Below are 22,091 nucleotides of genomic sequence, written 5' to 3' on the forward strand. Positions count from 1 at the left end.
AGGCCCCGGCGTCCCGCTCCTCGCGCGCCGGGGCGGGCGCGTCGGACGTCCTCTATATGCCCTGCCAGTCCGGCTTGCCGGCGTAGGTGTGGCGGAAGTAGTCGGCCAGCTTGAGCTTGGACGCGGCGGCCTCGTCGGCCACCACCGTCGCGTGCGGGTGCAGCTGGAGCGCCGACGCCGGGCAGACGGCCGCGACCGGCCCCTCGACGGTGGCGGCGACCGCGTCCGCCTTGCCCTCCCCGGTGGCGAGCAGCACCAGGTGGCGGGCCTCCAGGATGGTGCCGATGCCCTGGGTGATCACGTGGTGCGGCACCTGCTCGATGTCACCGTCGAAGAAGCGCGCGTTGTCGATCCGGGTCTGCTCGGTCAGCGTCTTGATGCGGGTGCGCGAGGCGAGCGAGGAGCACGGCTCGTTGAACCCGATGTGCCCGTCCGTCCCGATCCCGAGGAGCTGCAGGTCCACCCCGTCGGCCTCGCTGAGCGCGCGGTCGTAGGCCTCGCAGGCCGCCTGCACGTCCGCGGCGGTGCCGTCCGGCCCGGTGAAGGCCTCCATCCCGATGCCGAGCGGCTCCAGCACCTCCCGGCGCAGCACCGACCGGTAGGACTCCGGATGGTCGGCGGGCAGCCCGACGTACTCGTCGAGCTGGGCTATGCGCGCCCCGGAGGTGTCCACCGCACCGGAGCGCCACTTGCGTGCCAGTGCCTGGTAGACGGGCAGCGGAGTGGAACCGGTCGCCACGCCGAGCAGTGCGTCGGGCTTGCGTCGCAGCAGCTCGGCCATGGCCTCGGCGATCAGCTCGCCGCCTGCCGCGGCGTCCGGGACGATGACAACTTCCACGCTGGGCCTGCCGTTCTCAAGAGGGCTCGAAGTCTGGGAAACGTGCCATGTGGTTTAGACCAATCTAACAGAACGGGAGGCCGCGGGCAGGGGTTCCGCGGTCCACTCGGCCTTGTTTTCTAGCGATCGCTACATTAAAACTGTACTACGTGGCACCGGTATTTCTCTAGGGTTCGCTATAGAATGCTCTCCATGGTGACGGGTCGGGAGACGAACGCGCAGGCCAGGCCGTCGAGATCGCGGGGGCGCCCGCGCTCCTTCGACCGGTCGGCCGCCCTGGAGAAGGCGCTGACGGCCTTCTGGCGGCACGGCTACGAGGCGACGTCGGTCTCCGACCTCACCCGGATCATGGGCATCGGCACCCCGAGCCTCTACGCGGCCTTCGGTGACAAGCGGTCCCTGTTCGAGGAGGTCGTCCAGGTCTACGCCGCCACCCACGGCGCCTTCGCCGACCGCGCCCTGGCCGAGGAGCCCACCGCCCGGGCCGCCGTCGGGCGCACGCTGCGCGAGGCCGCCGCCCGGTACACCGACCCCGAGCGCCCCTTCGGCTGCCTGGTCGCGCACGCGGCCACCAACTGCACGAGCCCCGAGGTCGAGACCCTGCTGCGGGACCGGCGCGAGGCGTCCCTGGCCGCCCTGGCCGCCCGGATCCGGGCGGACGTCGCGGCCGGACTGCTGCCCGCCGGCACCGACGCCGCGGCCCTCGCCCGCCATGCGGCCGCCGTGCTCCACGGCATGTCCCAGCAGGCCCGGGACGGCGCGGCCCGGGCGGAGCTGGAGTCGCTCGCCGAAATTGCCATGGCCATCTGGCCCCGCGGCTGAGCCGGGCGGGCTAGGCTGCGTGGCATCGCGTGCCGTAGCGACGCATGCCCTCGCGCGCATGGACATGCCCTCGTGGTCTAGTCCACAATGCATAAGGGGATTCCCCAGGGAATAATGAACAGCTTCCGTCTTCCCCGCACAGGAAGGCGGACCGAGGACCCGGAGCTCTCTGCCCTGACTGCCCCGGCTCCTCGGCCTTCGGCCGGCCGGGACCGCACACCCCGCGGCCGATGATGCTCCGGGCTGCGGTGCCGGAAGGGTTGAGGGTCCCTTCCAGGCGCCGCGGCCCGCGGGTGTTTTTCGGGCACCCGTGCGGCCCCGGGTACGCTCGCATCGTGCCCTCCATGAACGAACTCGTACGCCAGCACACGGCCCTCGACGACTCCGACCTCGAGTGGCTCCACCTGCTGGTCTCGGAGTGGCAGCTGCTCTCCGACCTCTCCTTCGCCGACCTGGTGCTGTGGGTCCCGACCAGTGACGGCACCCGGTACGTCTCGGTCGCCCAGATGCGTCCCAACACCGGCCCGACCTCGTACCAGGACGACATGGTCGGCCATCTGGTCCCGCGCGGCCGGCGGCCCATGCTGGACGCGGCGCTGGACGAGGGCCGGATCGTGCGCGAGGGCGACCCGGAGTGGCGCGAGGAGGTGCCCGTCCGGGTCGAGTCCATCCCCGTACGGCGGGCCGGCCGCGTTCTCGGCGTCATCGCCCGCAACACCAACCTGCTCACCGTCCGCACACCGAGCCGGCTGGAGCTGACCTATCTCCAGAGCGCCTCGGACCTCGCGCAGATGATCGCGGCCGGTTCCTTCCCCTTCCCCGACCAGCAGGTCGACATGGACGCCTCGCCGCGGGTCGGCGACGGACTGATCCGGCTGGACGCGGACGGCACCGTCCAGTACGCCTCACCGAACGCCCTGTCCGCCTACCACCGGCTCGGCCTCGCCGCTGACCTGGTCGGTCACCACCTGGGCCGGACCACCGCCGAACTCGCGCCCACCCGGGGTCCGGTGGACGAGGCGCTCGCCAAGGTGGCGAGCGGCTGGGCGCCGCGCGAGTTCGAGATCGAGGCGCACGACGGGGTCATCCAGTTCCGGGCCATTCCGCTCAAGCCCAAGGGCACCCGCATCGGTTCGCTGGTGCTGTGCCGGGACGTCACCGAACTCCGGCGGCGCGAACGTGAGTTGATCACGAAGGACGCGACGATCCGGGAGATCCACCACCGGGTGAAGAACAACCTGCAGACCGTCGCGGCCCTGCTCAGGCTGCAGGCCCGGCGCATCGGTTCCGAGCGCGGCCGGGAGGCCCTGGAGGAGGCCGTCCGCCGGGTCGGATCGATCGCGATCGTGCACGAGACGCTCTCCCAGAACCTCGACGAGCGCGTGGAGTTCGACGACATCGCCGACCGCGTGCTGGCGATGGTCGCCGAGATCTCACCGGGCAAGGTGGCCGGCCGGCGCAGCGGGCGCTTCGGCATACTCGACGCCGAGGTGGCCACCCCTCTGTCGATGGTGCTCACCGAGGTGCTGCAGAACGCCCTGGAGCATGGCTTCCGGGAGGGCGACACCGGCACGGTCGAGGTCTCCGCGGTGCGCGGCGGCACCTCCAAGGAGGCCCGTCTGCTGGTCACCGTCCAGGACGACGGCGTCGGCCTGCCCGAGGGGTTCGACCCGCACCGCTCGGGCAACCTCGGCCTGCAGATCGTACGGACGCTGGTGGAGGGCGAGTTGGGCGGCACCTTCGACATGGTCCCGGCGCCGGAGCGCGGGACGAGGGTGATCCTCGACATCCCGGTGCGCGCGCAGAAGTGACCCCGCCCGGGCCCGGACAGCATTGAGCCCCGGACCACTTGGTGGTCCGGGGCTAAAGCTCGAAGCTATGCGCATCGGGGGTACTGCGCGCTGCGGCTCGGGGGCGGGAGATGCGTACGCGATGTACGCGCCGCCAAGCTCAGGCTGTCAGCAGGGGTGGGATGTCAGGCGGAGGCCTGACGGGCCCGGTTGCGGGCGGCGCGGCGCTTCATGGCGCGGCGCTCGTCCTCGCTGAGACCACCCCAGACGCCGGAGTCCTGACCGGACTCGAGCGCCCACTGCAGGCACTGCTCCATGACAGGGCAGCGACGGCAGACGGCCTTGGCTTCCTCGATCTGCAGCAGCGCAGGACCGGTGTTGCCGATGGGGAAGAAGAGCTCGGGGTCTTCCTCGCGGCAAACGGCGTTGTGACGCCAGTCCATGGCTGCTACCTCTCCTTGGTATTACGTGCAAGTTGCTTGTGAATGTGAACGCTTTCACGAATCCCTCAACAAGTGAAGGGCCGATCGTCGGGTCTTCCCCGGCGTGGTCCTGTGGTTTGAAGAGGGGTTCCGGTGATCAGTGGAGGCCGGTCTTGCGGGCCGTCCCGATCGCCACGTAGAGACTCGCAAACCTCAGCGGCGGATACAACCCCTTCAGGAAAGTTTTTTTTGATTCCTCGGTGTCGACTGGGTCACAGCCGTACTTCCATGGGGTGGACCCTGGCCTAAACGTTCGAGTGAAAGGACTTTCGCCTCTTCCGCTCACACAATCACACGCAGTGCGCGGCGTACGCCTGTGAACGTCACGCTCGTACGCAGCCCCAGGTGGTCACCGTCCATCTGAAGCGGCAGCGGCACCTTCGAATGCAAGGTGAAGCGGTCCAGATCATGGAGTGAGACGGCATGCTTCCCATGGGGTCCCCGCTCGGGGGACGAAGTGAGCAACTGGGTGCCATACCGGGCAACCGCGGCCGTGGACAGACGGCTGAGACCGAGTACGTCGAGGCCCGTGTCGAACGAGGCCTTAGGTGACGTGTACATCGGGCGATTGCCGAGATACGTCCAGGGGGACGTGTTCGAGGCTATGGCGACCACCAGATCGGTGACCGGGTCCGCGCCGGCACGTTCGAGCGTGATCGTGCCGTGCCTGCGGTGCTGCTCACCGAGGAACTGGCGCATCACCTGCCGTACGTACAGCGCGTGCGTCGACTTCTTCCCGCGCTCGCGCTGCTGTTCCACCCGGCCGACCACGCCGGCGTCGAAGCCCAGCCCCGCGTTGAAGGTGAACCAGCGCGCCGGGACCGACTCGTCCTCGGTGCCGGGCGTGCCCGAGGTAAGGCCCAGGCCGACGACCCGCTCCCTGCGCTCGCGCAGGGCGTCCAGCAGGGCGCCGGTGGCCTCGACCGGATCGTTGGGCAGACCGAGTGCGCGGGCGAAGACGTTGGTGGAGCCGCCCGGCACCACGGCGAGGCCCGGCAGCCGGTCCGGGTCGGGGCCCGCGTGCAGCAGGCCGTTGACCACCTCGTTGACGGTGCCGTCGCCGCCGAGGGCCACGACCATGTCGATGTCGGAGCTCTGCGCGGCCTGCCGGCCCAAGTCGCGCGCGTGGCCGCGGTACTCGGTGGTGACCGCCTCGAGCTTCATCTCGCTCGCCAGCGCGTGGATCAGCACGTCACGCCTGCGTGCGCTTGTGGTGGTTGCCGCCGGATTGACCACGAGAAGTGCACGCATGGATGGCAGCGTACCTACTGGGGGGTACCCGGCCCAGACCGAGGTAGGGATCCGGTAAGAGGAAGGGCGTGAGCCTGCCCACGTGGACCGCCGGCGCGGCGGCCGCGCACGGCACTTCCCCGCGGCCGCTCCGGACGGCCGGCGGATACCCTTCAGGGGTGAGCAGTGAGCAGAACCCCGCCCCGGACACCGCCGAAGCCCCCGCGGACTCCGGGCCGCGCCCGCGCCGGCTGACGTACGCGGCGGCGCTGGCCGCGCTGGAGGGTGCCGCCCTGGTGATCGGCGGTGTGTGGATCCTGGTCCTCGGGCTCACCGGCGCCCCGGACGACCGTCAGCAGGCCGTGACCGGCGGGATCACTCTGCTGGTACTGGCGCTGCTGCCGCTGCTCGCCGCGCGCGGCCTGCTGCTGCGCCGCGGCTGGAGCCGCGGGCCGGCGGTGATCACCCAGCTCATGGCCCTGCCGGTGGCCTACAACCTGCTCCAGGCCGACAGCATGGCCATTCCGGGCGGCATCGCCCTCGCCGTCGTGGCGGTCGCGGCCCTGGTGCTCCTGGTGAGCCCCGCGACGACCCGGGCGCTCGGGATCAAGGGTCCGGGCCGGGCCGACTAGACGGCCCGCTCCGGTCCGGTCACTCCTCCACCAGCAGCTTCTCCCGGAGCTGGGCCAGGGTGCGGGCCAGCAGCCGGGAGACGTGCATCTGGGAGATGCCCACCTCCTGCGCGATCTGCGACTGGGTCATGTTCCCGAAGAAACGCAGCAGCAGGATCCGCTTCTCGCGGGGCGGCAGGTCCTCCAGCAGGGGCTTGAGGGACTCCCGGTACTCCACGCCCTCCAGCGCCTCGTCCTCGGCGCCGAGGGTGTCGGCCACCGCGGGGGACTCGTCGTCGGTGTCGGGGACGTCCAGGGACAGCGTGGAGTACGCGTTGGCGGACTCCAGACCCTCCAGGACCTCCTCCTCGGAGATGGCCAGCTTCTCGGCCAGCTCGTGAACGGTGGGCGAGCGGCCGTGCAGCTGGGACAGCTCGGCCGTGGCCGTCGTCAGCGCGAGGCGCAGCTCCTGCAGCCGCCGCGGCACCCGGACCGCCCAGCCCTTGTCGCGGAAGTGCCGCTTGATCTCGCCGACCACGGTCGGGGTGGCGTACGTGGAGAACTCCACGCCGCGCTCCGGGTCGAAGCGGTCGACGGACTTGATCAGGCCGATCGTGGCGACCTGGGTGAGGTCGTCCAGCGGCTCGCCCCGGTTGCGGAAGCGGCGGGCGAGGTGCTCGACGAGCGGCAGGTGCATCCGGACGAGCTGGTTGCGCAGCTCCGCGTACTCCGCGCTGCCCGCGTTCAGCCGGCGCAGTTCGAGGAACATCGCACGCGCCCCGCTGCGGTCCTGGGGATCGTGATGGGTGGCGTGCACGGCCTCGGCGCCCACCGCGTCGTCCTCCGCGTTTCGCTCGTGCTCGCTCATCGTCCCGCCCGTAGCCCTTCCCCGAGCCCTCGCCCCCGCGCGGGCGGCGGACCCGGATCCGCCGCGTGCCTTCGGAGGCGCGCTCTGCACGGCACCGTCGCCGGCGGCCTCAGCGGAGTCGTCCTCCGGGTGCGGCCTGGCCTGCTCGGGGATGCCGTCGATGCCGTCAGCCATGCGTCGGGCGCCGTCCGTGGGGCCTTGGCCCTCCGCCGGCAGCTCCCGTGTGCCGCGCTCTTCGTCCCGCACCGGCCCGTCCCCGTTCCTCACGCCGGCCCGGGGCCCGCGCCGCGCTGTTTGTAGAGGCTGATCGACACGGTCTTGTCCTCGTCGACGGCGGACGAGACCTTCCCGGCCAGTGCGGAGAGCACCGTCCAGGCGAAGGTGTCCCGCGAGGGGGCGTGACCGTCGGTGGTCGGCGCCGACACCGTGACCTCGAGCGAGTCGTCGACGAGGCGGAAGACACAACTGAGCACGGAGCCGGGCACGGCCTGCTGCAGCAGGATCGCGCAGGCCTCGTCCACGGCGATCCGCAGATCCTCGATCTCGTCCAGGGTGAAGTCCAAGCGGGCCGCCAGACCGGCCGTGGCCGTCCGCAGCACCGACAGGTAGGCACCCGCAGCCGGCAGCCGGACTTCCACGAAGTCCTGGGTCGCGGGCTCGCCTGCGATCTGGGACACCCTCACCTCCATGGTGGTACAAGCTTTACGGGGCCGAGGGTCGCCCCCCGGGGTAACGCGTACGTGGTTCCGCGGTGACGCTATCGCGCTCCGAACGTTTCTGTCCCCGGGGCCCCAACCCCCTGGCGTCACTCACAGTAAAGCTGTGGATACGCTCCGTGTCTAGAGGGTTTGCGGGCCCAAATGGGAAGAGCGCGCGCCGGGTTGACGTACCCCGGCGTCACACGCCCGAACCGTCGGCGGCGGCCGCTCCCTGAAGTGTCACACGAGTACGTGGTCGACGAAGCACCAGCGCCAGTCCTCGCCGGGTTCGAAGGTCCGCATCACCGGGTGGCCGGTCTCCGTGTGGTGCCCCGTGGCGTGCCGTCCCGGCGAGGAGTCGCAGCAGCCGATGTGGCCACAGGTCAGGCAGAGCCGGAGCTGCACCGGATGTGTGCCCTGCGCGAGACACTCCGGGCACGTCTCGGTGAGCGGCTCGGGCTGAGGGTGCGGCAGCGCGTCGGAGTGCGTGCACTGTTTCATGATTGCCAGGTTACGACGGGCGTGCGGGTGACCGCGCGGAAAAACGAGGGTGGGCGAGGACCATGGACGTGATGCCGCTGCTCCTGCTGGTGGCGGGGAGTGCCGCGGTCGCCGGCGCGGCCCGGCGTACCCCGCTGCCGGCACCCCTGCTGCTGGTCGCGGCCGGCCTGGTGATCTCCTACATCCCCGGCGTGCCGGACTACCGGCTGGACCCCGAGGTGGTCCTGCCGCTCGTGCTGCCCCCGCTGCTGTACACCTCGGCGAGCGACAGCTCCTACCTCGACCTGCGCGCGCAGCTCAGACCGGTGGCGCTGCTGTCCGTGGGGTACGTGCTGTTCGCGACGGTCGTCGTCGGCTGGGCCGCCTATCTGGTCATCCCCGGGATGCCGCTGCCCGCGGCCCTGGTGCTGGGCGCGGTCGTGGCGCCGCCGGACGCGGTCGCCGCCACGGCGGTCGCCCGCCGGGTCGGGCTGCCGTCCCGGATCACCACGATCCTGCAGGGGGAGTCCCTGCTGAACGACGCCACCGCGATCACCGCCTACAAGGTGGCGCTGGCCGCCGCCATCGGCGAGGGCGCCACCTGGGCGGGCGGCATCGAGGAGTTCCTGATCGCGTCCGTCGGCGGTGTCGGCGTGGGCCTGCTGCTCATGGCGCCCCTGCACTGGCTGCGCACGCACCTGAGGGAACCGCTGCTGCAGAACACGCTCTCCCTGCTGATCCCGTTCGTCGCCTACGCCGTCGCCGAGCAGGTGCACGCCTCCGGCGTCCTCGCGGTCGTGGTCGTCGCCCTCTACCTCGGGCACCGCGCGTGGGAGGTCGACTTCGCCACCCGCCTCCAGGAGGACGCGGTGTGGAAGATGGTCGCCTTCATCCTGGAGTCCGCCGTCTTCGCCCTGATCGGCCTCCAGCTCCCGGTCGTCCTGAAGGGCCTGGGCGAGTACGAGGGCGTCACGGCCGCCTGGTACGCGGTCGTGGTCTTCGTGGTCGTCGTGCTCGCCCGGTTCGTCTGGGTCTATCCGGCGGCCTTCCTGCCCCGCCTGATGTCGGAGCGCATCAGGACCCGCGAGGAGAACCCGACGTGGCGGGGGGCGATGGTCACCTCGTGGGCCGGGATGCGCGGAGTGGTCTCCCTGGCCATCGCCTTCTCCATCCCGCTGACCGTCCACGGCGGCCACGCCTTCCCGCAGCGCAACCTGATCCTCTTCCTGACCTTCACCACCGTCATCGGCACGCTGGTCCTGCAGGGAGTGACCCTGCCGCCGCTGATCCGCCTGCTGAAGTTCCCCAGCCGCGACCGGCAGGCCGAGACGCTGGCCGAGGCCAACGCCCAGGCGCAGGCCTCCCTGGCCGCGGAGAGCCGCCTGGAGGAACTGCTCTCCGACGAGCGCAACGCCCTGCCGCCGCCGCTCGCCGAGCGCCTCCGCTCGGTGCTGGAACGCCGCCGCAACGCCGTCTGGGAGCGGCTCGGCCAGGTCAACCCGGTCACCGGTGAGTCCGTCGACGACACCTACCGCCGGCTGTCCCGCGACATGATCAGCGCCGAGCGCGCGGTGTTCGTCAGGCTCCGCGACCACCGCTACATCGACGACGAGATGCTCCGCGCGCTGCTGCGCAGGCTCGACCTGGAGGAGGCGGCCGCCTACCGCGAGGCGGCCTAGGGGGCGCCGGGGCGCCCGGCCCGCTCGCGCCGGGCTACGGGAAGGGCCGCCCGGTGACCACCGCCGCGACGGTCGTCCCGCGCGCGAAGGCGCCTTCCCCGGCCAGGGACGCCAGTGCGTGGAGCATCTTGGCGACATACAGACGCTCCACGGGCAGGGAATGCCGCTGCTCGAAGTCCTGTGCGAAGGCGTCGAGGGCCGGTGTCGTGCGGGCGTAGCCGCCGAAGTGGAAGCGGTCGTCCAGGGACCAGGTGCCGCTGCGGGCGCCGAAGGCGTCCTCCTGCAGGGCCTGTACGTCGGCGGCCAGGAAGCCGCCCTTGAGCACGGGTATGCCGAGCGCCCGGCTGCCGGGGGGCAGGCCGGCGGCGAGCCCGGCGAGCGTGCCGCCGGTACCGCAGGCCACTGCGACGACCTCGGCGTGACCGCCCAGCTCCTCGCCCAGGGCGCGGCAGCCGCGCACGGCCGCGGCGTTGCTGCCCCCCTCGGGGACGACGTACGCGTGCTCGGCGCCGGCGGCGCGCAGGATCGCGGCCCGGGTCCCCGGCTCGTGCTTGTGCCGGTATGTCGATCTGTCGATGAAGTGCAGTCGCATGCCGTCGGCCGCGCACCGGGCCAGCGACGGGTTGAGCGGCCGTCCGGCCAGCTCCTGGCCCCGGACCACGCCGGTGGTCGGCACTCCCAGGAGCCGGCCCGCCGCGGCCGTCGCGCGCAGATGGTTGGAGTAGGCGCCGCCGAAGGTGACCAGCGCCCGGCCCCGCGCCGCCTCGATGTTGGGGGCCAGTTTGCGCCACTTGTTGCCGATTAGCTCCGGGTGGATCAGGTCGTCCCGCTTGAGGAGCAGGCGCAGACCGCGCCGGTCGAACCGGTCGTCCCGTACCTCCTGCAGAGGCGAGGGCAGACGCGGGGCGAGCGGGCCGGTGCTGGTCACGCCCCCATTGTCGCCCGGTGGCCGCGGCCGGCTACGACTTCAGGCGGTCCCGCACCCGTTCCCGCAGCCACGTCATCGGGAAGCCGCGCGGGTCCACCTTGCCCGGCTGCCACTCCAGGTGGCCGATCACCGACCGTTCCGTCCAGCCGTGGTGGCGGCACACGGCCGCCGCGGCCCGCGCGATCGCGTCCAGCTGGGCCTCGGGCCACGGGTCGTCGCCGTCGCCCAGGTTCTCGCACTCGAAGCCGTAGAAGTGCCGGTTGCCGTCGGTGTTCGCCTCGTTGTCGGGCGGCAGCCGTTTCTCCGCGATCACGGCCCGCAGCACCTCGTCGTCACCGAGCCCGGCGTGGTTGGCGCGGCCGTGGCCGACCAGGTGGATCCCGCCGTCCTTGGTGATCACGCCGTGGCACAACGGGCCGGGGAGCTCCGCGTGCCCGTCGCGGCAGAGCTCGACGGTGCGGGCGCTGCCCCGGGTCACCGTGTGGTGGATCATCACGCCGTGGACCGGGCCCCAGGGGCCCTTGTGGTTGCGGTTGTGGTGCCGCCAGTCGCCGACCTCGACGACCGTCGCGCCCTCCGCTCGCAGAGCGGCCAGAAACGCGCTCGCGGACATGGGTGGGGCCATGACCGCCTCCTTCGTGCTGTGCCCGGTCGGCCGCCGGTCGCGGCCCACTCGTAAAGCTGCTTCTACCGAAAACGGACGTCCCGGACCACCTCGTTCGCACACCGTGCGAGCCGATCCGGACAGCTCGCGCATCCGGGGTGCCGCTGGACAAGATCCCACTTTCTGCCCAGTAGTGCGATGATCCATTCCCGCTCTTTCGGGTAATGGCACGGCTACGTTACGTGTTGGAAGCTTGCTCGTGAGACCGGTGTGCGACTCGGCGCCGGGCATACATGAGAGGGCATTCCCATATGTCGGTAGGCGAAGAGGTCCGCACGGAGCAGGGCAAGCCGCAGCAGTCTCTCGGCACGGCGGCAGCGCGGAACCTGGCCACCACCACCAAGTCGGTTCCGCAGATGCAGGAGATCAGCTCCCGCTGGCTGCTGCGCTCGCTGCCCTGGGTGGACGTGCAGGGTGGCACGTACCGGGTGAACCGGCGGCTGACGTACGCCGTCGGCGACGGCCGCATCACGTTCGTGAAGACCGGGGACCAGGTGGAGGTCGTACCGGCCGAACTCGGCGAGCTGCCGGCGCTGCGCTCGTACGAGGACGACGAGGTCCTCACCGAGCTGGCCCGGCGCTGCCGCCAGCGGAACTTCGCGCCGGGAGAGGTCATCGCCTCCTTCGGCGCCCGGACCGAGAAGGTCTACCTGCTGGCCCACGGCAGGGTCGAGAAGATCGGCTCCGGTCCGTACGGCGACGACGCGGTCCTCGGCGTCCTCGCCGACGGCGCCTACTTCGGCGAGGCGGCGCTGCTGGACCCGGACTCCATCTGGGAGTACACCGCCCGCGCGGACACCGCGTGCACGGTGCTGGTCCTCGGCCGGGACGACTTCGAGCAGGTCGCCGAGCGCTCCGACTCGCTGCGCGAACACCTGCGGCGGCTGCGCTCCATCCCCGAGCAGCGGACCAACAAGTTCGGTGAGAAGGAGGTCGAGCTGGCGGCCGGCCACAGCGGCGAGCCGGACATCCCGCACACCTTCGTCGACTACGAGGCCCGGCCGCGCGAGTACGAACTGAGCATCGCCCAGACCGTGCTGCGCATCCACTCGCGCGTGGCCGACCTGTACAACCAGCCGATGAACCAGACCGAGCAGCAGCTGCGGCTGACGGTCGAGGCGCTGAAGGAGCGTCAGGAGCACGAGCTGGTCAACAACCGGGACTTCGGGCTGCTGCACAACTGCGAGTACGACCAGCGGATCCAGCCGCACGACGGCGTACCCGGCCCGGACGACATGGACGAACTGCTCAGCCGCCGCCGGGGCACCAAGCTGTTCCTCGCCCACCCGCGCGCGATCGCGGCGTTCGGGCGTGAGCTGAACAAGCGCGGACTGGTCCCGGAGACCATCGACATCGGCGGCAACCGCATCCCCACCTGGCGCGGCGTGCCGATCTACCCGTGCAGCAAGATCCCGGTCACCGCGGAGCGCACGACCTCGATCATCGCCATGCGCACCGGTGAGGCCGACCAGGGCGTCGTCGGGCTGAGGCAGTCCGGCATCCCGGACGAGATCGAGCCGAGCCTGTCCGTCCGGTTCATGGGCATCAACGAACAGGCGGTCATCAAGTACCTGGTGACGGCGTACTACTCGGCCGCGGTCCTGGTGCCCGACGCGCTCGGCGTGCTGGAGAACGTCGAGATCGGCCGGTGGAGGTGACCTGCGCGCACCGCGCCGCCGTGTCCCCGCCCTCCGGGGCGGGTACATCCTCGGGGTATGCGTTCACCCCGGGCGGAGGCGCCGCCGTCCGCGGGCATCGCGAGGGGGAGCCATGGCCGACTTCATGACGGAGACCAGACAGCGCGCACCCGGACCGCGTGGACCGCGCGAGTCCACCGGTGGCGCCGCCGCCGGCCCGCCGGACGGGCAGGAGGCGACGGCGCTGCTGGAGCGGACCCGGGCCGTGGTGGACCCGGAACTGCGCGCGGCCGTCGACTCGCTGCCCGGTTCGATGCGCCGGATCGCCCGCTACCACTTCGGCTGGGAGCACGCGGACGGCACCGCGGCGGCGGGAAACGCGGGCAAGGCGATCCGGCCCGCGCTCGTCCTCGCGGCGGCCGCGGCGCTCGGCGGCCCGAGAGCCGCGGCGGCGGCCGTACGGGCCGCCGTGGCGGTCGAACTGGTCCACAACTTCACGCTGTTGCACGACGACGTGATGGACCGGGACACCACCCGAAGACACCGGCCCACGGCCTGGACCGTGTTCGGGGACGCCGACGCGATCCTCGCGGGGGACGCGCTGCAGGCGCTGGCCATGCGGCTGCTGGCCGAGGACCCGCACCCGGTCTCCGGACCGGCGGTCGCCCGGCTCGCCGACTGTGTCGTCGAGCTGTGCGCCGGGCAGCAGACCGACACGGCACTGGAGTCGCGCGCTCCCGAGGAGGTGACCCTGGCCGAGGTGCTCGCCATGGCCGAGGCGAAGACGGGCGCGCTGCTGGGCTGCGCCTGCGCGCTCGGTGCGCTGTTCGCGGGCGCCGGGGAGGAGGACGTGGCGGCGCTGGACGGCTTCGGGCGCCAGGCCGGCCTAGCCTTCCAGCTCATCGACGACGTGATCGGCATATGGGGCGACCCGCGGCGCACCGGCAAACCGGCCGGTGCGGATCTCGCCGCCCGCAAGAAGTCCCTGCCGGTGGTGGCGGCGCTGACCTCCGGCACCCCGGCGGGGGCCGAACTCGCCGCGCTGTACGGGAAGCCGTACGCCGAGGGGGAGGACGGGGGCGGCGAGGAGATCGCGCGTACGGCACTCGCGGTCGAACGGGCCGGCGGCCGGGACTGGGCGCAGGCCGAGGCGGCCGACCGGATGGCCCGGGCGGTGCAGGAACTGGCCCGCGCCGTCCCCGCGCCGGAGACCGCGGGCGGACTGCTGGCCCTGGCCGAGTTCGTGACCCGGCGCAGCAGCTGAGCCGGCCGTCGCCCGACGGCCGGCCGAGGACCCCGGAGTCACCGGGACCGTGCGGCTCCTGACCCCGCACGGTCACCGGGACTCCGGCCCGGGCGGGCCCCGCGCACCCCCACCGTGCGCGGGACCCGCCGCTCGTCCGTCAGGGGCGCGCGCCCCCCGGGCGGCCGGCCCGCCGGGCGCTACGCCTCCGGTACGACCGTCCGCACGATCCGCTCGACCAGGCCCTCCGGCACGGTCACACCCTCCAGGGCTCCGTCCAGGACGCCGGGGAGGGTGAGGTGTTCCAGGAGGAGACCGAGCATCGCGAGGTAGAGCACGGCGACGGTCTCGTCACCGCCGGGCAGACCGGCCGTGCGGTGGAACTCCATGCCCTGCTCCAGGTCGCCGCGCAGCGACGCGGTGAAGGAGGCCCGCAGTTCCGGGCGCCTGGTGGCTTCCAGGCGCATCTCGAACAGGGCCAGGTAGCCGGTGCGGTCGCGGGTCGCGCGGTCCATGAGGTCCCGCATGAAGGCCGCGACCAGGGCGCGGTCGCGGGGCCCCGCCAGCAGCGACTCCAGCACCTTCGGGTCCGGCGCGAGCCGCACGTGCAGCCGGGCGTCGATCTGGCGGAGCAGGTCGTCACGGCTGGTGAAGTAGTTGGAGGCGGTGCCGGTGGGCACACCCGCCTCGCCGTCCACCGCGCGGAAGGTCAGCCCGCGCGCGCCCTCCCGCGCCAGTACGGCGACGCCCGCGTCCACCAGCGCGGCGCGCCGCTCCGGATTGCCCGCCATGCGGAATCCCTTCTCCCACTTGAACCCGGACCGGATCCCGTCCCGGAGACACCTTGCAACCACTACGTCTGGAGTACTACAAATGAAGCACTACAAGCGAAGTGGTCATCCCGCCGCTCCGCAGCCTACGAAAAGAGACCCGCTTGCGAAAGCTCACGTACTTCGTCGCCTGCTCGCTCGACGGCTTCATCGGTGACGAACAGGGCGACGCCGCCGCGATGTTCCGCTTCCTCGACGAGGAGTACCTGGACTTCCTCCGGACGGAGTTCCCGGAGACCCTGGCCTCCCAGGCCCGCGCGCACCTCGGCCTGGACCACCTGGAGAACCGGCGGTTCGACACGGTCGTCCAGGGCCGCGGCAGCTACCAACTGGCGCTGAAGGAGGGCATCACCAGCCCCTACGCCCATCTGCGCGAGCTCGTCGCCTCGCGCACCCTCGGCACCTCGCCCGATCCGAACGTCGAGATCGTCGCCAACGACGTGGTCGGCCGCGTGCGCGAACTGAAGGCGGAGCAGGGCGGCCTGGACATCTATCTCTGCGGGGGCTCGCGGCTCGCCGGAAGTCTGCTCGACGAGATCGACGAACTCGTCGTCAAGAGCTACCCGATCGTCTACGGCACCGGCATGCGGATGTTCGGCACCGGCGCGGGGATCACACAGTTCGCCCTGGAGTCGGTCCGGACCTTCGGCAACGGCGTGATCGTGCGGACCTACCGCAGGGAGCGCTGAGCCCCCGGCCGCCCTACCCTGAGGACATGGGCAGCGAGAACAGTGTCTGTCCCGTCTGCGGGCAGCCCGTCGAAACGGTCGTCGGCCGGCACAAGACGCTGGGCGCGTGGGTGCCGAAGTGGGGCCCCGGTCCCTGCCGCAACCCCGACTGCGCGTCCCGCGCGGAGCACACCGAGCAGGCCGTAACGGGCGCCCCGGAGACCGGAACCGAACCCACGCGGCCCGGCGCGGCCGGCGGCACGCGGCCGTCCTGAACCCGCGCCGAGACCGCGCACCGGCCGTTTCTCGCCGGTGCGCGCGGCCGGGCCGGAGCCGTAGCGTGGCCGCATGCCGAAGCTTCCGCACATCGTCCACATCACCGAACGCGCGCTGTGGGACGCGGCCCGCGCACGCGGCACCTACGAGGTGTCCACCCGTGGCCGCACCCTCCAGGAGGAGGGGTTCGTCCACTTCTCCACCCGCGAGCAGCTCCCGCGCATCGCGGCCTTCCTGTACGGCGGGTACGAGGGCCCGGACGATCTGGTCGTCCTGGTGGTGGACCCGGCCCTGCTCGGCGTGCCGGTGAGGTACGAGGCCATGCCGCCGAACGGCGAGGAGTTCCCGCACGTGTACGGGCCGGTCCCGGTCGACGCCGTGGTGGACGTGGAGCCCTGGGGCTGACCGGGCGGTGCCGACGCGCACCGTCGCCGCCCACGACACCGGGCCGTGCGGGCAGCACCGGGCCGTGCGGACCCCGGCCGGCGCGGGGCGCGGCTGCTCCTCCGCCCGTACCCGGCCACGGCTACCCGGCCGCCGTCGGCAGGGCGCCCGTGCCGGGGTCGCGGCCGGTCAGGCAGTACGTGCCGCCGGCCGGGTCGCGCATCACCGTCCAGTGCGGCCCGTCCTGGACGTGGGTGGCGCCCAGCCGCTCGTGCCGGGTCCGGACCGCGCCGGTGTCCGCGCAGGCGAGGTCGAGGTGGGCGGAGGGCGGACGGTCGTCGTCGAGCCGCTGGAGCAGGATCCGCACCGGCTGACCGGCCGGCGGCCTGAGCACCCGGAACTCCGGCCGGGACCCGGTCAGCAGGTCCCAGCCGGTCAGCGACGCCCAGAAGGCGCTCTCGGCGTCGAACCCGGAGGGCGGGACGTCCAGGCACACCTGGTCCAGACGGCTGCCCCCGACCACCGGCGGCCGCACCTTCTCCCCCTGCCAGGCCCCGGCACAGAACGGCTGCCCGCCCGGGGAGCGCAGCACGGCCCAGTCCGAGTGATCGGCGACCGTCACCGCGCCGAGTCCGACGGCAGCCGCCATGAACGCCCGCACGTCGTCGACGAAGAAGTCCGGATGGGCCCCGCCGTCCCCGTCGAGGACGCCCTGCAGCTTCAGGCAGGGGTCCGCGCCGTCCGGCAGCAGCGTCACGAACTCCTGCAGCTCGCCGCGGAATCCGGAGAGCCGGGTGCCCGTGACGGCCGTCCAGAAGGCGTGGGCCTCGGCGAGACGGCCGAAGGGGCGGTCGGCGAAGGCGTACGTCCAGCGGATGGTGTCCATGGCCGGGATCGTAGGGCGCCGGCCGCGTCGGGCGCGCGGAGTCTCAGCCCGCCTCGGGGTCCACGGGCCAGCGGCCCGCACTCGGGTCCGCGGGCCGCTGGAGGAACCGCAGCATGTTCCCGGCCGGGTCGCGGAACGCGCAGTCCCGCACCCCGTACGGCTGGTCCGTCGGCTCCTGCAGCACATCGCCGCCGGCCTCCCGGACCCGCTCGTACAGCGCGTCGCAGTCGGCGGTGGTGAAGATGACGCCGCGCAGCAGCCCCTTGGCGAGCAGTTCGGCGATCGCCTGCTTGTCGGCCGGGGAGATGTCCGGGCTCGCGCCCGGCGGCTCCAGCACGATCTCCACGTCCGGCTGCAGCGGCGAGCCCACGGTGACCCACCGCATCCCCTCGAAGCCCACGTCGTTGCGGACCTCCATGCCGAGCACGTCACAGTAGAAGTGGAGCGCCTTGTCGTGGTCGTCCACGGCGATGAAGCACTGCTTGAGTTTCAGGTCCATGGCCTCACGCTAGGCCCAACCGCACCGCCCCGCGCGGAAGTCCCGGCCGAAGTGATCGCCGGGGCGCGGGCCGGAGTCCGGGCCCGGGAGGTTCAGTACGGCCTGCGGCGCGGCCGGGTGAACGAGCGCGCCACGCAGGAGGGGATCACCGCGCTCTCCTCGTGGGTGCCGGCCCGGTAGGCGCTCGGCGTCTGGCCGACCAGCTCGGTGAACCGGGAGCTGAAGGAGCCGAGGGAGGTGCAGCCGACGGCGAAGCACACCTCGGTCACCGTCAGGTCTCCGCGCCGCAGCAGCGCCTTGGCCCGCTCCACCCGGCGGGTCATCAGATAGCTGTACGGCGTCTCCCCGTACGCCTTGCGGAAGCTGCGCTGGAAATGGCCGGGCGACATGTGGGCGCCACGGGCCAGCTCGGTCATGTCGAGCGGCTCGGCGTACTCGCGGTCCATGCGGTCGCGCACCCGCCGCAGCCGCACCAGGTCCTCCAGGCTCATCCGGACAGCTTGGCACGGCGCGACTGCGATACTCCAGCCATGAACACGGGGACGGCAGCGGGCGGCGGGCGGGCGGACACGGCCCCGGGGGAACGCGCCGCGGACTGGTCGACGCGGTCCGCGACGGCCGCGGACATCGAGACGATCGCCGAGCTGCGGGCCGAGGTGATGCGCCCGGACCTGGAACGTCTCGGACGCTACGACGAGCACCGGGTCCGGCAGCGGCTGCGGGACTCCTTCTCCACCCGGTACACGTCGGTGATCCTGAGCGGCGGCGAGTTCGCCGGCTGCGTCACGGTCCGGCCCGCCGCCGGGGACCGGCAGTGGCTCGAGCACTTCTACCTCGCCCCAGGGCACCAGGGCCGGGGGCTCGGCTCCGCCGTCCTGCGCGCCGTGCTGGAGCGCGCCGACGCCCGAGGGGCGACCGTCGCGCTGGACGTCCTGCGGGGCAGCGCCGCCCGCGGGCTCTACGAGCGTCACGGCTTCGTCGTGGAGGCCGAGGACCCGGTCGACGTGTTCATGGTGCGCCCGCCCGGCGGGATCGGTCTCCCGCTGTAGGTCCGCGGCCCGATCCGCCGGGCGCCGGCGCGTGCCAGCCTCGTGCCATGACGCATTCCTGGCCCGGCCACCTCGATGTGGGAGCGGTCCGGTTCGCCCGGCCGACCGCGCACTACGACGACGTCGTGGTCTTCTACCGCGGCGTCCTCGGTCTGCCCGTGCTCGCCCAGTGGCGCGGCCACGCGGGCTACGACGGCATCGTCCTGGGTCTGCCCGGCACCCCGGTGCACATGGAACTCCTCCAGCACGGCGATCCGCCCCGCATCCCCGAGCCGCACCCGGAGAACCAGCTCGTGCTGTACCTGCGCGGCCCCGGGGCCGTGGCCGCCGCCGCCCGCCGGCTGACCGGGCACGGCCACAGCCCGGTACCCGCCGCGAACCCCTACTGGACCGAACGCGGCGCCGTCCTCTTCGAGGACCCGGACGGCTGGCAGGTCGTACTGGCGCCCTGGGTCTTCGGCGAGGAACCGCCACCGGGGGGCTGAGCGCGCGAACGGCGCGCGCGAAAGCCGGCGGGCATGCGCGAGCCGGCGGGCATGCGCGAGGTGCGAAAGCCGGCGGGCATGCACGGGGTGCGCCGCCCACCGAAGATCTTCGGAGCATGCCGCGCTGGGAATCCGGACGAAATGGAATGATCCGGGCGCGACGGTCTAGCCTCGAGCCATGGTGACGCGCACCCGGCTGTATCACGACGGCACCCTCGTCCTGGAGGACTTTCCCGCCAGTGACGTCTCCGCGCATCTGGCCGATCGGGCATCGGTCCTGTGGCTGGACCTGTACCGGCCCGGGCCCGCCGAGTTCGCCATGCTCGGCCAGGAGTTCGGCATCCACGAACTGGCTCTGGAGGATGCCGCACAGCATGGGCAGCGGCCGAAACTCGACCGCTATCGCACCCACGAGTTCCTCAGTGCCTATGCCGTGACCGTCGGCCCGGACGGTGCGGAACTGACGTACAGCGAGATCGCCGTGTTCCTGACCGCACAGGCCATGATCACCGTCCGCAAGGACGACGGTCTCGACATCGAGGAGGTCCTCGCCCGCTGGGACGACAGCCCGGACCTGACCGGCCACGGCGTCGGTTTCCTGCTGCACGGCCTGCTCGACCATCTCGTGGACGGTCACTTCGCCGCGGTCCAGCAACTGGACGACGGCATCGAGGAGCTGGAGGGTCTGCTCTTCGTGGCCGCGCGCCGGGAGATCGAGGCCGTGCAGCGCCGGGCTTTCGCGCTGCGCAAATCGCTCGTCCAGTTGCGCCGTGTCGTACTCCCGATGCGGGAGGTGGTCAACACCCTCATGCGCCCCGGCCTGCACGTGATCACCGACCCCCTCGTCCCGTACTACCAGGACGTCTACGACCACGTGCTGCGGGCCACCGAATGGACGGAATCGCTGCGGGACCTGGTGGCCTCGGTCATGGAGACGAACCTCTCGGTCCAGGCCAACAGCATGAACCTGATCATGAAGAAGGTCACGAGCTGGGCCGCGATCATCGCCGTACCCACCGCGATCACCGGCTACTACGGCCAGAATCTCCCCTACCCGGGCTTCGGCCGCCAGTCCGGATTCATCACCTCGGCAGCCGTCATCGTGACCCTGTCCGCACTGCTGTACGCGGCGTTCAAGCGGAAGGACTGGCTCTGACCGGCCCGATACCGGACACCGGAGATCAGGTTCCGCAAGCAGGAAAATACCTGGTCAAACCCGGCTTTTCGGACCTGTAGGCGGAGTAGTGTGGAGGAACCGGGAGTTCTTCGCGTACCGGCTCAGCCGCAGGTGCCGTTTCCGGTGATCGACAACGCCGGGCCGCACCCTCGAGCCCGGGGACAGGTCCGCGTCATGCCCGTGACCATTGACCGTACGGCATCGAGCAGGCGCGCGCCGTCGCCGCCGGCCCGGGTGTCCCTGACGCCCGCGCCGGGCGGGCTGGACGGCATGTGGTGGCCCCGCTCCCGTGCCCTCACCCGGGAACTGCCCACACTGACGGCGGCGCTGGGCGAACACTGGGGCCGCATCACAGGTATCACCGTGCATCCGGCCTACTGGCCCGTCATCCCGCACTGGGTGTCCGTCGCCGGGCGCAGCGTGCGGGTGGGATGCTCCACCGAGACTCAGGACCCGCACAGGCTGACTCTCTCCCTGCCCGACGGCCGCCGAGACGTCCTGGTGATTCCTCCGGAGACCCGGGTGGAGGCAGCCGCGCACCTGATGGCCGGCGACGGCGTCGACGTCCCGGCCCAGGAGGCCCCGGACGACGGGACCGGTGCCGAGAGCGGCGTAGAGGCGTGGGAGACCGACGGTGGATCGGGTAGGCCGTCGTCCCGGCTCGACCGGGCGCCCCGCGGCCCGTCGACGGGGGTGAGGGGCGTATGACTGCCATCGCCGCCGCCGTGCTGCTCGTCCTGATCGTCGTCGGAGGCGTTCTGATCCACCGGCTCAACGCTCAGCACGACGAGCGGATGGCTGACTTCCCCTACAGCGACGCTCTGCCGGGGGTCGGCCGCCATCGGACCCGGAGATACCGCCGGTCGGTGGCGGACACCGCCGCTGGGTCGTGTCCGCAAAGTCACGCCTGCGCCGCGACGCCCGCCCTGCGGGCGAACGACGCGACTTTGCGAACACGACCCAGGGCACGCCCCGTCGCGACAGCCGTCGCGGAGGACATCGACCTCGGCCCGGACGAGGGGGGTAGAGGAGGGCACATCATGGCCATGCTGCGTGAGCGGAAGGAGTACCGCGACAAGATCATGCGGGCGCTGTACCAAGCCGCTGAGGGCAATCGCCTCCTGGGCGTCGACGGGGCGGAGCTCCGCGAGGACCTCGGCATCCCTGAACAGGATCTGGCCGCCGCCTGTACGTATCTGGCGGGCGAAGGCTGGGTCGTCGTCGACTGGGGGAGGGGCAACACGCCCGAAATGATCACGCTGACGCACCTGGGGATCCAACAGATGGAGACAGAGGAGGAAAGCGCCCCTCCCCGCGAAGGACGGGCGACCTCCTGACCGGCTCCGGCAGATGGGCGACCTCCTGACCGGCTCCGGCACCACGCCGACCACGGGCCGCTGCCCGACGCGTCCACAGGTCGAGCCGGTACCTCTGCCCCGTCACCCGCGTCCGTCCGGCGACACAGCTTCTCCGTCGAGCTGACGGCAGCAACGTGGCGAGTTAGCCGACCGCGGCCGCGTCCGCACCACGGCGGGTCCCGGCGACCGGGAGACCGAGGTCTCACGGCCGTCGGGACCCGCCGGTCCGCCGCGCGCGGGCGCACGGCCGACGGCCGCCGTCATCCCCCGCCCCGATCACCAGTAGTGGCGTCGACCGGCGACGGCGTGTCCCATCGCGCCGAGGATCCACAGGACGGCTCCGATGACCAACAGGATGATCCCGATGGTCCACAGGATGGAGATGCCGGTGAGGAAGCCGACGACAAGCAGAATGACGCCCAGGATGATCATGATTTCTCCTTAGCAGGTGCCGACTCCCTCGCGAACTGCGGCAGACCGCGAGGACATCGGTCGGGGGATGGTCGGTC

The 22,091-nt window shown here is 71.9% G+C and carries 27 protein-coding genes; 14 read left to right on the forward strand and 13 right to left on the reverse strand.

Annotated features, from left to right (window positions below):
- Nucleotides 1-52 precede the first annotated feature (52 nt).
- On the reverse strand, nucleotides 53-838 hold the full coding sequence (nagB, locus tag ACWCPN_RS14795) for a glucosamine-6-phosphate deaminase (RefSeq protein WP_451205622.1): 786 nt from the start codon (nucleotides 836-838) through the stop codon (nucleotides 53-55).
- Nucleotides 839-1,030: 192 nt separating this feature from the next.
- Here nagB and ACWCPN_RS14800 point away from each other — a divergent pair, with 192 nt between their 5' ends.
- Nucleotides 1,031-1,660 carry a TetR/AcrR family transcriptional regulator gene (locus ACWCPN_RS14800; RefSeq protein WP_451205625.1) on the forward strand — a complete coding sequence of 210 codons (630 nt, stop codon included), beginning with the start codon at nucleotides 1,031-1,033 and terminating at the stop codon, nucleotides 1,658-1,660.
- Nucleotides 1,661-1,995: 335 nt separating this feature from the next.
- Nucleotides 1,996-3,471 (forward strand): sensor histidine kinase, encoded by a 1,476-nt coding sequence (locus tag ACWCPN_RS14805; protein WP_199211947.1) that lies wholly within the window; start codon nucleotides 1,996-1,998, stop codon nucleotides 3,469-3,471.
- Between the two features lie 164 nt (nucleotides 3,472-3,635).
- On the opposite strand, the gene ACWCPN_RS14810 is transcribed toward ACWCPN_RS14805, so the two are convergent.
- Both ACWCPN_RS14810 and ACWCPN_RS14815 read right to left on the reverse strand, forming a co-directional pair.
- Nucleotides 3,636-3,893 carry a WhiB family transcriptional regulator gene (locus ACWCPN_RS14810; RefSeq protein ID WP_016639615.1) on the reverse strand — a complete coding sequence of 86 codons (258 nt, stop codon included), beginning with the start codon at nucleotides 3,891-3,893 and terminating at the stop codon, nucleotides 3,636-3,638.
- Between the two features lie 321 nt (nucleotides 3,894-4,214).
- On the reverse strand, nucleotides 4,215-5,183 hold the full coding sequence (locus tag ACWCPN_RS14815; RefSeq protein WP_365119887.1) for a diacylglycerol/lipid kinase family protein: 969 nt from the start codon (nucleotides 5,181-5,183) through the stop codon (nucleotides 4,215-4,217).
- A gap of 158 nt (nucleotides 5,184-5,341) precedes the next feature.
- Between ACWCPN_RS14815 and ACWCPN_RS14820 the strand changes: the two genes are divergently transcribed.
- A complete protein-coding gene (locus ACWCPN_RS14820) occupies nucleotides 5,342-5,794 on the forward strand; it encodes a hypothetical protein (protein WP_451205630.1) in 453 nt (150 codons plus the stop codon).
- 19 nt (nucleotides 5,795-5,813) lie between these two features.
- Here ACWCPN_RS14820 and ACWCPN_RS14825 read toward each other — a convergent pair whose 3' ends face one another.
- The 3 genes from ACWCPN_RS14825 to ACWCPN_RS14835 form a co-directional block, all read right to left on the reverse strand.
- Nucleotides 5,814-6,887, reverse strand: a complete 1,074-nt coding sequence (locus ACWCPN_RS14825) for an RNA polymerase sigma factor SigF (protein ID WP_451205632.1) — start codon at nucleotides 6,885-6,887, stop codon at nucleotides 5,814-5,816.
- A gap of 17 nt (nucleotides 6,888-6,904) precedes the next feature.
- Nucleotides 6,905-7,318 carry an ATP-binding protein gene (locus ACWCPN_RS14830; RefSeq protein WP_004925829.1) on the reverse strand — a complete coding sequence of 138 codons (414 nt, stop codon included), beginning with the start codon at nucleotides 7,316-7,318 and terminating at the stop codon, nucleotides 6,905-6,907.
- A gap of 261 nt (nucleotides 7,319-7,579) precedes the next feature.
- Complete coding sequence (locus tag ACWCPN_RS14835) at nucleotides 7,580-7,840, reverse strand: UBP-type zinc finger domain-containing protein (protein ID WP_199211950.1); 261 nt, start codon at nucleotides 7,838-7,840, stop codon at nucleotides 7,580-7,582.
- A 62-nt stretch (nucleotides 7,841-7,902) separates the two neighbouring features.
- On the opposite strand from ACWCPN_RS14835, the gene ACWCPN_RS14840 reads away from it, so the two are divergent.
- Nucleotides 7,903-9,498: a Na+/H+ antiporter gene (locus ACWCPN_RS14840; RefSeq protein WP_451205637.1), complete on the forward strand. Its 1,596-nt coding sequence runs from the start codon at nucleotides 7,903-7,905 to the stop codon at nucleotides 9,496-9,498.
- Between the two features lie 34 nt (nucleotides 9,499-9,532).
- On the opposite strand, the gene ACWCPN_RS14845 is transcribed toward ACWCPN_RS14840, so the two are convergent.
- Nucleotides 9,533-10,426 (reverse strand): 1-aminocyclopropane-1-carboxylate deaminase/D-cysteine desulfhydrase, encoded by an 894-nt coding sequence (locus ACWCPN_RS14845; protein ID WP_451205639.1) that lies wholly within the window; start codon nucleotides 10,424-10,426, stop codon nucleotides 9,533-9,535.
- Between the two features lie 31 nt (nucleotides 10,427-10,457).
- The gene (locus tag ACWCPN_RS14850; RefSeq protein WP_451205641.1) at nucleotides 10,458-11,051 is read right to left on the reverse strand and encodes an N-acetylmuramoyl-L-alanine amidase; all 594 of its coding nucleotides are present in this window, start codon (nucleotides 11,049-11,051) and stop codon (nucleotides 10,458-10,460) included.
- Nucleotides 11,052-11,341: 290 nt separating this feature from the next.
- Here ACWCPN_RS14850 and ACWCPN_RS14855 point away from each other — a divergent pair, with 290 nt between their 5' ends.
- Together ACWCPN_RS14855 and ACWCPN_RS14860 are read left to right on the forward strand one after the other, a co-directional pair.
- Nucleotides 11,342-12,748, forward strand: coding sequence for a family 2B encapsulin nanocompartment shell protein (locus ACWCPN_RS14855; protein WP_451205644.1), 1,407 nt, complete (start codon nucleotides 11,342-11,344; stop codon nucleotides 12,746-12,748).
- A gap of 112 nt (nucleotides 12,749-12,860) precedes the next feature.
- Nucleotides 12,861-13,991, forward strand: a complete 1,131-nt coding sequence (locus ACWCPN_RS14860; protein WP_451205647.1) for a family 2 encapsulin nanocompartment cargo protein polyprenyl transferase — start codon at nucleotides 12,861-12,863, stop codon at nucleotides 13,989-13,991.
- 179 nt (nucleotides 13,992-14,170) lie between these two features.
- Here the strand turns inward: ACWCPN_RS14860 and ACWCPN_RS14865 are convergent, their stop codons facing one another.
- Nucleotides 14,171-14,761 carry a TetR/AcrR family transcriptional regulator gene (locus ACWCPN_RS14865; RefSeq protein ID WP_451205650.1) on the reverse strand — a complete coding sequence of 197 codons (591 nt, stop codon included), beginning with the start codon at nucleotides 14,759-14,761 and terminating at the stop codon, nucleotides 14,171-14,173.
- Nucleotides 14,762-14,904: 143 nt separating this feature from the next.
- On the opposite strand from ACWCPN_RS14865, the gene ACWCPN_RS14870 reads away from it, so the two are divergent.
- From ACWCPN_RS14870 to ACWCPN_RS14880, 3 genes are all read left to right on the forward strand, one after another.
- Entirely contained in the window at nucleotides 14,905-15,489 is a 585-nt protein-coding gene (locus ACWCPN_RS14870; RefSeq protein WP_451205653.1) for a dihydrofolate reductase family protein, read from the forward strand.
- Between the two features lie 26 nt (nucleotides 15,490-15,515).
- Nucleotides 15,516-15,743 carry a hypothetical protein gene (locus tag ACWCPN_RS14875; protein WP_451205656.1) on the forward strand — a complete coding sequence of 76 codons (228 nt, stop codon included), beginning with the start codon at nucleotides 15,516-15,518 and terminating at the stop codon, nucleotides 15,741-15,743.
- 73 nt (nucleotides 15,744-15,816) lie between these two features.
- Nucleotides 15,817-16,149, forward strand: a complete 333-nt coding sequence (locus ACWCPN_RS14880; protein ID WP_451205659.1) for a DUF952 domain-containing protein — start codon at nucleotides 15,817-15,819, stop codon at nucleotides 16,147-16,149.
- Nucleotides 16,150-16,270: 121 nt separating this feature from the next.
- On the opposite strand, the gene ACWCPN_RS14885 is transcribed toward ACWCPN_RS14880, so the two are convergent.
- From ACWCPN_RS14885 to ACWCPN_RS14895, 3 genes are all read right to left on the reverse strand, one after another.
- Nucleotides 16,271-17,014 carry a VOC family protein gene (locus ACWCPN_RS14885; protein ID WP_451205661.1) on the reverse strand — a complete coding sequence of 248 codons (744 nt, stop codon included), beginning with the start codon at nucleotides 17,012-17,014 and terminating at the stop codon, nucleotides 16,271-16,273.
- A 43-nt stretch (nucleotides 17,015-17,057) separates the two neighbouring features.
- Nucleotides 17,058-17,513 (reverse strand): VOC family protein, encoded by a 456-nt coding sequence (locus ACWCPN_RS14890; protein ID WP_199211957.1) that lies wholly within the window; start codon nucleotides 17,511-17,513, stop codon nucleotides 17,058-17,060.
- A 92-nt stretch (nucleotides 17,514-17,605) separates the two neighbouring features.
- Nucleotides 17,606-18,004 (reverse strand): helix-turn-helix transcriptional regulator, encoded by a 399-nt coding sequence (locus ACWCPN_RS14895; RefSeq protein ID WP_365119867.1) that lies wholly within the window; start codon nucleotides 18,002-18,004, stop codon nucleotides 17,606-17,608.
- A 39-nt stretch (nucleotides 18,005-18,043) separates the two neighbouring features.
- Here ACWCPN_RS14895 and ACWCPN_RS14900 point away from each other — a divergent pair, with 39 nt between their 5' ends.
- The 5 genes from ACWCPN_RS14900 (at nucleotide 18,044) to ACWCPN_RS14920 (ending at nucleotide 21,561) form a co-directional block, all read left to right on the forward strand.
- Entirely contained in the window at nucleotides 18,044-18,562 is a 519-nt protein-coding gene (locus tag ACWCPN_RS14900; protein WP_451205666.1) for a GNAT family N-acetyltransferase, read from the forward strand.
- Between the two features lie 47 nt (nucleotides 18,563-18,609).
- Entirely contained in the window at nucleotides 18,610-19,047 is a 438-nt protein-coding gene (locus tag ACWCPN_RS14905) for a VOC family protein (RefSeq protein ID WP_451205669.1), read from the forward strand.
- A gap of 178 nt (nucleotides 19,048-19,225) precedes the next feature.
- Nucleotides 19,226-20,203 carry a magnesium transporter CorA family protein gene (locus ACWCPN_RS14910; protein WP_451205672.1) on the forward strand — a complete coding sequence of 326 codons (978 nt, stop codon included), beginning with the start codon at nucleotides 19,226-19,228 and terminating at the stop codon, nucleotides 20,201-20,203.
- Between the two features lie 195 nt (nucleotides 20,204-20,398).
- Complete coding sequence (locus tag ACWCPN_RS14915; RefSeq protein ID WP_451205675.1) at nucleotides 20,399-20,932, forward strand: DUF5994 family protein; 534 nt, start codon at nucleotides 20,399-20,401, stop codon at nucleotides 20,930-20,932.
- 332 nt (nucleotides 20,933-21,264) lie between these two features.
- Complete coding sequence (locus ACWCPN_RS14920) at nucleotides 21,265-21,561, forward strand: hypothetical protein (RefSeq protein WP_451206047.1); 297 nt, start codon at nucleotides 21,265-21,267, stop codon at nucleotides 21,559-21,561.
- Nucleotides 21,562-21,858: 297 nt separating this feature from the next.
- Here the strand turns inward: ACWCPN_RS14920 and ACWCPN_RS14925 are convergent, their stop codons facing one another.
- A complete protein-coding gene (locus ACWCPN_RS14925) occupies nucleotides 21,859-22,014 on the reverse strand; it encodes a DUF6131 family protein (RefSeq protein WP_451205678.1) in 156 nt (51 codons plus the stop codon).
- Between the last annotated feature and the right edge of the window lie 77 nt (nucleotides 22,015-22,091).

This window comes from Streptomyces sp. NPDC002386, from assembly GCF_053593175.1.

What these genes read in the sequence shown, in the direction of transcription:
- ACWCPN_RS14920 (WP_451206047.1), top strand. Translation starts at nt 21,265, where the DNA reads ATGGCCATGCTGCGTGAGCGGAAGGAGTACCGCGACAAGATCATGCGG.
- ACWCPN_RS14855 (WP_451205644.1), top strand. Translation starts at nt 11,342, where the DNA reads ATGTCGGTAGGCGAAGAGGTCCGCACGGAGCAGGGCAAGCCGCAGCAG.
- ACWCPN_RS14880 (WP_451205659.1), top strand. Translation starts at nt 15,817, where the DNA reads ATGCCGAAGCTTCCGCACATCGTCCACATCACCGAACGCGCGCTGTGG.
- ACWCPN_RS14810 (WP_016639615.1), bottom strand. Translation starts at nt 3,893, where the DNA reads ATGGACTGGCGTCACAACGCCGTTTGCCGCGAGGAAGACCCCGAGCTC.
- ACWCPN_RS14890 (WP_199211957.1), bottom strand. Translation starts at nt 17,513, where the DNA reads ATGGACCTGAAACTCAAGCAGTGCTTCATCGCCGTGGACGACCACGAC.
- ACWCPN_RS14895 (WP_365119867.1), bottom strand. Translation starts at nt 18,004, where the DNA reads ATGAGCCTGGAGGACCTGGTGCGGCTGCGGCGGGTGCGCGACCGCATG.
- ACWCPN_RS14815 (WP_365119887.1), bottom strand. Translation starts at nt 5,183, where the DNA reads ATGCGTGCACTTCTCGTGGTCAATCCGGCGGCAACCACCACAAGCGCA.
- ACWCPN_RS14900 (WP_451205666.1), top strand. Translation starts at nt 18,044, where the DNA reads ATGAACACGGGGACGGCAGCGGGCGGCGGGCGGGCGGACACGGCCCCG.
- ACWCPN_RS14860 (WP_451205647.1), top strand. Translation starts at nt 12,861, where the DNA reads ATGGCCGACTTCATGACGGAGACCAGACAGCGCGCACCCGGACCGCGT.
- ACWCPN_RS14910 (WP_451205672.1), top strand. Translation starts at nt 19,226, where the DNA reads ATGGTGACGCGCACCCGGCTGTATCACGACGGCACCCTCGTCCTGGAG.
- ACWCPN_RS14915 (WP_451205675.1), top strand. Translation starts at nt 20,399, where the DNA reads ATGCCCGTGACCATTGACCGTACGGCATCGAGCAGGCGCGCGCCGTCG.
- ACWCPN_RS14875 (WP_451205656.1), top strand. Translation starts at nt 15,516, where the DNA reads ATGGGCAGCGAGAACAGTGTCTGTCCCGTCTGCGGGCAGCCCGTCGAA.
- ACWCPN_RS14885 (WP_451205661.1), bottom strand. Translation starts at nt 17,014, where the DNA reads ATGGACACCATCCGCTGGACGTACGCCTTCGCCGACCGCCCCTTCGGC.
- ACWCPN_RS14800 (WP_451205625.1), top strand. Translation starts at nt 1,031, where the DNA reads ATGGTGACGGGTCGGGAGACGAACGCGCAGGCCAGGCCGTCGAGATCG.
- ACWCPN_RS14835 (WP_199211950.1), bottom strand. Translation starts at nt 7,840, where the DNA reads ATGAAACAGTGCACGCACTCCGACGCGCTGCCGCACCCTCAGCCCGAG.
- ACWCPN_RS14850 (WP_451205641.1), bottom strand. Translation starts at nt 11,051, where the DNA reads ATGGCCCCACCCATGTCCGCGAGCGCGTTTCTGGCCGCTCTGCGAGCG.
- ACWCPN_RS14905 (WP_451205669.1), top strand. Translation starts at nt 18,610, where the DNA reads ATGACGCATTCCTGGCCCGGCCACCTCGATGTGGGAGCGGTCCGGTTC.
- ACWCPN_RS14865 (WP_451205650.1), bottom strand. Translation starts at nt 14,761, where the DNA reads ATGGCGGGCAATCCGGAGCGGCGCGCCGCGCTGGTGGACGCGGGCGTC.
- ACWCPN_RS14840 (WP_451205637.1), top strand. Translation starts at nt 7,903, where the DNA reads ATGGACGTGATGCCGCTGCTCCTGCTGGTGGCGGGGAGTGCCGCGGTC.
- ACWCPN_RS14925 (WP_451205678.1), bottom strand. Translation starts at nt 22,014, where the DNA reads ATGATCATCCTGGGCGTCATTCTGCTTGTCGTCGGCTTCCTCACCGGC.